The sequence below is a fragment of the Pyxidicoccus fallax genome, from assembly GCF_012933655.1.
GTDB classification, from domain to species: domain Bacteria; phylum Myxococcota; class Myxococcia; order Myxococcales; family Myxococcaceae; genus Myxococcus; species Myxococcus fallax.
The window spans coordinates 1-6,325 of the sequence record NZ_JABBJJ010000511.1 but is presented as its reverse complement, the minus strand read 5'-3'; the positions used below and the strand labels follow the sequence as shown (position 1 = coordinate 6,325).

The window sequence follows — 6,325 nt, the reverse complement described above, 5'->3', positions numbered from 1 at the left end:
GGGTGGGGGTGCTGTGGTTGGGGCCCTTCTTCGCGCTCGCTCCGGACAGGATGGCGGAAGGTCTGCTGCGCTTCCAACTGCTGCGCCCCGCGGATGGTGCGTTGGAACTGGGGCAGCGGTTCCTCGCGATGGTGGGGAAAGCCATGCGGTTTCCTCCGTGCTGAGCGCGCTGGGCTTGTGGGTGGCGCTCACGCGCACGAGGCGCTCGGACGCCGTCGCCGAGCGGCTCTTCTCGGCCGCCTGTCTCCTGACGCTCGCGACCTTCCTCACGTCCAAGAGCTACTGGACGCAGTACAACGCGCACCTGGCACCCACCATGGCGGTCCTCGCCGGCCTGGGCGATTGCCGCCGGCCGGCTTCCCGGGATGCCTCCAGGGACGCCGGTGCTGGTCGACTCCTACGGCCTCATGCTGCATGACGCGCTCGAAGGTCCCGAGCGCTTCACCCACGCGGGGGCGGCCTTCGAGAGCGAGCAGTCGCAACACACGATGCGCTCCATGCTCGAACGCTGCGACTTCCTCGCGGTCGAGGGGCGCGGTGAGGGGCAGTTGTCCGCGTCCAGCGAACGCTGGGTCCAGGAGCACTTCGCGCGTGAGGGGTTCGTGTGGAAGCGAATCTCCCCGCGAGGCACGCCGGGCGACCGTTAGTCACAGGCCTACTTCCTGGCCGCGCGCAGCCGGGCCACCGTGGCGAGGCCCTCGCGTGCGTCCTTCACGTACGGGTGCTCGGCCGTCAGTGCGCGCTCGCTCAGCGCCAGCGTGCGCTCGTAGTGCTGCTGCGCCGCATCCAGCCTGCCCGCGCGAGTCTCCAGCTCTCCCAGGAGGTTCAGCGTGGCACCCAGCTCGACGTGGTCCTTGCCGCGAAGCGCTTCGTTCATGCGCAGGGAGTCTTCGAGCAGCGTCCGGGCCTCCGCGTACTTCTTCTGGCGCATCCGCACGCCACCCAGCACCGACATCGAGATGGCCACGTCCACGTCTTGCTCGCCCCGCACCGCGCGCCACTCGGAGTAGCCCCGGCGGGCGTACGGCTCGGCGGCGTCCACCTTCCCCGCATCGAGCAGGATGGACGCGAGATTGTCGAGCACCCGGGCGCGCTCCACCGACGGGCCTGTCGCCTCCAGCAGGGACAGGCACCGCTCCAGGGTGACCCTGGCCTCGTCGTAACGCTGCTCGGCCTTGTACGCCGCGGCCAGGTTGTTGAGCGCCTTCCTGTGCAGCTCCGGCGCATCCGGGTCCTTGGACTTCCCGAGCGAGGCCACGACGCGCGAGAGTAGGGGAATCGCCTTTCGGGCGTCGCCACGCCGACGGTAGGACACGGCGAGGTTCATCTCGTCGTTCAACACCTCGATGTGCTCGGGGCCCCCGAGCCGCTTCCACAGGGCGATGGCCTCGAGCAGCGGCTGCTCGGCCTCATGGTATTTCCCCGCGCGCTGCAGCTGAGACGCACGCGCCTCCAGCTCGCGTGCGCGTCCCGCATCCTCCTGGGGGGAGGCAGCCAGCAGCAGGGAGAGTCCGAGCGCGATGAAGTGTCCCATGAATGCAGCGTACCATCCAGGGTCGCGCGCTACGGCTCCTCACACTCCGAGAGCCACTCCTCGAGCGCCGTGGGCCAGAGCCCCCAATCCGCATCGCGCATCGCCGGCGGGTCCAGCTTCGTGAACAGGCGCCTGAGCGCGCGAATGCGGCGCGGGGTCGCCCTTTCCAGAAGCGACGATTGCCCCAGGTAGAGGAACCGTCCCAGCAGCTCGACGCTTGAGTTGACGAGCTGGACTCGCTCGCGGTTGTCGGTGTCGCACGTATGCACGATGACCACGGCGCCGCTGCCCTCCTCGACGCACAGTGCCCCCACGCTGAGATGGCGGCCCAGGAGTCTGTGGCGAGCCAGCTTGAACCCCGCGGGCCAGTCGTAGCCGCGGTCCAGGTCGGTGGGAATTCGGGCGAGACGTCGCAGGACTTCGGCGAAGGCGACCTCATCAGCCTGCCGGACGAGCGCATCGAAGGTGTCGAGCCGGAGCATCTCCTCCGGTCCGAACTCGAGCGAATAGCTGAAGAACGTGGCCGGGAGCCCCGCCAGGGCCAGGTACGCCTTCGACGCCTCGGGCAGGTCCAACTGCCACGCCGCCGGCGCCGCGAGGCACCGCCGTCCCTCTCCCCAGAGCTCATGAAGCTTCTCGAGCTGCACCCAGCGTGGCAGCCGCGTGCCGAGGTCTTCTGGCGCGGCCGGAGCGACCAGCCGGGGTCCACGGGCCCGGTTCGCGAGTCGTTGCTCCAGCTCGGGGGCGAAGCGGTCGTTGTAGAGGTACTGGCTGATGTCCCGCAGCCAGCAGCGCGCGACGGAGGACCCGGGAGGTATCCCGTGGAGGACCAGGTCGAGCCCCTCCGCCCGTGCGAGCGCCAGTCCCTTCTCGAGCGGCATCTCGCCCAGGTCCTCGCCGTGCCAGCGTCTGACATGCACGCGCGTTGCCGGAATCTCCCGGCCGACGACGGTGGTCTTCACCGGCTCTCCTCGGGCCACCCCTCGAACGCGTTCTCCATGCCGCCATCCTACCGCCGGGAGAGGAATGGAGTGAGGGTGCCACGGCCCATGGGGTCGGACCCGGGCCGTGGCCCCCACCCCTTTCCTCACAATCCGGACGGATAGGTATCGGGCGCGTCCTCCTCCTCGTATCCCGCGTCCACGTCGAGCGGCCGGAGAGGACGCGTCTCGTCGAAGTGAATCACCGCATCGAACTGCGCGGGCAGGTCCGCCTCGAAGTAGTGGCTCCACCGCTCGGTGCGCGGCGCGTACACGACGCCGATGGCGCGCTCCAGGCGCCGCTCGCGCAGCCCGCTCGCGGCCTCGCCCAGCTCCTTCATGAGCAACAGGAAGGAAGGGAGGTCCACCGCGTGGAACAATTGCTCGTAGCTGCCATGCAGCGCCGGGCGGATGCGGCGACGCAGGCCGGGCTCGTCCCACTCGCGCGCGGCGATGACCTCGCCGCTGTAGGTGGTGAACCCCACGTTGTACGTGGCCTTCCCGTGCCGCTGTCTCAGGACCTGCCCGAGGTTCAGCTCGCCCTGGTCCCCCATCTGCGTCGCCCGCGCGTCGCCCAGGTGCGAGTTGTGCGCCCAGATGATGATGCGCGCCTTCCGTCCCTTCCGGGACAGGTGCGCCACCAGCGCGTCCGCGGTCTCCGCCATGTGCGTGTCGCGCAGGTTCCAGCCCTGGTTCCGGCCCCCATACATGGCGCGGTAGTACCCCTCCGCGTCGGCGGCGAGCTTGGCGTTCTGCTCGGCGAAGAAGCGCGCGTCCTCGTCCCGAGCGTTCAGCGGCGTGCGGCGCTGCAATTCCACCACCTGCGCCCAGACCTGGTCATCGCAGGGAGGCGTGTACCCATAGGTGGCGGCATGGCCGTACGCCTGCGGCTCCTCGCCGAAGTTCTCGAAGCAGGCGTAGCGCTCGCGGGCCCGCTGGGCCGCCACGGGGTCCACCTGCTCCAGGTAGGCGACCACCGCGCGCATGGACGCATGCAGGCTGTACAGGTCCAGCCCGTAAAACCCCGCGCGAAGCTCCGGAGCCACGGTGGCATTGTGCGCCCGCATCCAGGTGACGAGCTCCTCCACCTCGCGGTTGCGCCACATCCACTTGGGGAAGCGCTGGAACTCGCCCAGGGCGTCGGCGGCGCTCGCGTCCGAGCCCTCGCCGTGGACGAACGTGTTGACGCGCAGGGCGTCCGGCCAGTCGGCCTCCACGGCCACGGCGGAGAAGCCGTGCTCGGCGATGAGGCGGCGGGTAAGGGCGGCGCGCGTCTGGTAGAACTCGTGGGTGCCGTGGGTGGCCTCGCCCAGGAGCACGAAGCGGGCATCGCCGATGCTCTCGATGAGCGGGTCCAGGTCCGATGGCCTGCCACTCAGTGGATGCGCGGCTGTCCGGACGCCCTCCAGCAGGGCAGGCGAAATCTCCCGCACGTCATCGAACCGGCTCATGCCCTTGAAGGTGGGGTGCACTGTCCACGCTGACCAGCCACCTCCCCGCGCAGACAGGAGGGCGGGCAGGGAGGCGGCCACACCATGTTCCGGGCGGTGGACCCTCGTCGCGCGGTAACTCCATGCGCTCCGCCACACGCGCGCGGGGGCTGAACCCACGTGACGTGAAATCCACGTGGCTTCTTCCGAGAAGCGTTGCAACCGCGCGTCCGCGAGGGCACAAGGCGCGCGGCGGTCACGCAGCGTGCAGTCGCGCCGGGCCGCCACTTTCCGGAGGGATGATGTATCGCACGTGGATGCTGATGGCCGCGGTGTGCCTCGCGGCCTGTGGTACGCAGAGCGCTCCAGCGGAGGAGCCGCTCCCAACGCAGGGCCAGTGGGAAGGAGAGCTGGAGGTCATCGTGGTGGACGCGCCGGAACACGGGGCGTCGCACCTGGAGTACTTCCTCACCAAAGGCGGACAACGCCACCCGGTCGTCTTCAATCAGGGCGCGCCGGAAGGGCTGCGCAGCGGCACGAAGGTGAAGCTGCGGGGGCGCCAGCAGGACCAGCGCATCCAGGCTGAATCCGTGGAGGTGCACACGGGCCCGGAGGCCATGACCGCCGCATGTGGCGTCACCGGCGTGCAGCGCAGCCTCGTCATCCTCGCGGCGTTCCCCGGTCTGCCCCGGCCCATCAACACGCCGGCGGCGGTGCGGGACATCTTCTTCTCCACCGAGCGCCGCTCCCTGGCGGACTACTGGAGCGAGGTCTCCGAGGGCCGCACCACCACCACGGGTGACGTGGTGGGCTGGTACACGCTGGACCGCGACTACACCTGCGCGGAGACGGGCGAGATGCGCGAGGCCGCGCTGCGCGCCGCGAACGCGGACGTGGACTTCACGAAGTATGACCGCATCTTCATCGTCCACCCGCGCCCGGCCGAGGGCTGCTCCTACGCGGGCCAGGCCTCGCTGTCCTGCGGCGCGCTGACGACGCCGGATGGCACGGTGACGGCGTCCACCGCGTGGCTCGTCGCGGAGAACATGGACCAACACGACGAAGGCGTGGAACTGGTGACGCACGAGGCCGGCCACAACCTCTCGCTGCACCACGCGCGCACGCGGGACTTCGGCACGGAGACGCTCGGCCCGGTGGGCGCGCAGGGCGTGCTCGACGAGTACGGCGACGTCTTCTCCACCATGGGCTACTGGAACCTGGGCCACTACGCGGCGCCGCACAAGGCGCGCATCGGCTGGCTGGCTCCGTCCGCGGTGACGGTGGTGGATGGCGTGGGCGGTACCTTCACGCTCGCGCCGGTGGAGTCGTCCGGCGGGCGCAAGGCGCTCAAGGTGCGCCGGGGCGCGGGGGACGCGTGGCTGTGGCTGGAGTACCGCCAGCGCCTGGGGAACTACGACTGGACGCTGGGCTCGCAGGTGTTCGGCGGCGCGCTGGTGCACTACGAGGACGCGACGACGCGGGATGGCTCGCACCTGCTCGACTTCACGCCGGGCACCGCGTCCTGGAGCGATCCGGCCCTGTTGCCGGGCAGGACGTGGACGGACCCCTACAGCAACCTCTCGCTGACGGTGGTCTCCGCCACCACCTCGGGGCTCACGGTGCGGGTGAAGTACGGCCAGACGCAGTGCGTGCGCGCGGCCCCCGAGGTGCACGTGACGGCGTTCCAGGACACCGTCTGGCCCGGTGGGCGGCCGGAGTTCGAAGTGGCCATCACCAACAAGGACACGTCGGCCTGTGGTCCGAGCACCTTCCCGCTCCAGGCCATCGTCCCGGAGGGCCTGTCCTTCGACCCGCTGCCCGCGCAGGTGGAGATCGCCGCGGCATCCACCTCCTACCTGACGCTCCAGACGTACGTGCCCTACAGCGCGGCGCTCGGAGACTACGCGGTGGGCGCGGCCGTCACGCGTGACGGGCAGACGGTGCGGGGGACGACGACGCTGCACGTCGTCGAGCGCTGCATCCAGACGCCGCCCACGCTCACGCTCTCCCCGGCGACGGTGACGGCGGCCCCGGGAAGCAGCGTCACCTGGACGGTGAACGTCACCAACCGTGACTCCGCCTCGTGCAATTGGGTCTGGTACGACTTCGTGAGCACCCTGCCCGAGGGCTGGGAGACGGTGTTCTCCGACTGGGGGGTGAACCTGGCTCCCGGAGACGCCTTCACCTTCACGATGACGAAGTCCATCCCGCCAGGAGCGAGCGGCACGCATCCGGTGGACCTGCAAATCTTCCAGGAGGACTACGGCCTCGCGGCGAGCGCCTCGGCCACCGTGGAGGTGGTGCCCGCGGCGGATTGACGCACCCGGGGATGGGGCGGCGCGGGTGTGCCCCATCCCCACCCTGTCTCTTATATACATCTT

Annotated in this window: 5 protein-coding genes; 2 read left to right on the top strand and 3 right to left on the bottom strand. The window is 70.0% G+C overall.

Annotated elements, in window-relative coordinates:
• Positions 1-365 precede the first annotated feature (365 nt).
• The gene (locus HG543_RS50345; RefSeq protein ID WP_169352118.1) at positions 366-647 is read left to right on the top strand and encodes a hypothetical protein; all 282 of its coding nucleotides are present in this window, start codon (positions 366-368) and stop codon (positions 645-647) included.
• 8 nt (positions 648-655) lie between these two features.
• On the opposite strand, the gene HG543_RS50340 is transcribed toward HG543_RS50345, so the two are convergent.
• The 3 genes from HG543_RS50340 to HG543_RS50330 all read right to left on the bottom strand — a co-directional run bounded on the left by HG543_RS50340 (position 656) and on the right by HG543_RS50330 (position 3,965).
• A complete protein-coding gene (locus HG543_RS50340; RefSeq protein WP_169352117.1) occupies positions 656-1,534 on the bottom strand; it encodes a tetratricopeptide repeat protein in 879 nt (292 codons plus the stop codon).
• A gap of 29 nt (positions 1,535-1,563) precedes the next feature.
• Positions 1,564-2,496 (bottom strand): SUKH-4 family immunity protein, encoded by a 933-nt coding sequence (locus tag HG543_RS50335; RefSeq protein WP_169352116.1) that lies wholly within the window; start codon positions 2,494-2,496, stop codon positions 1,564-1,566.
• 125 nt (positions 2,497-2,621) lie between these two features.
• Positions 2,622-3,965 carry an erythromycin esterase family protein gene (locus tag HG543_RS50330; protein WP_169352115.1) on the bottom strand — a complete coding sequence of 448 codons (1,344 nt, stop codon included), beginning with the start codon at positions 3,963-3,965 and terminating at the stop codon, positions 2,622-2,624.
• Positions 3,966-4,243: 278 nt separating this feature from the next.
• On the opposite strand from HG543_RS50330, the gene HG543_RS50325 reads away from it, so the two are divergent.
• On the top strand, positions 4,244-6,262 hold the full coding sequence (locus HG543_RS50325; protein WP_246357878.1) for a hypothetical protein: 2,019 nt from the start codon (positions 4,244-4,246) through the stop codon (positions 6,260-6,262).
• The last annotated feature ends 63 nt before the right edge of the window (positions 6,263-6,325 follow it).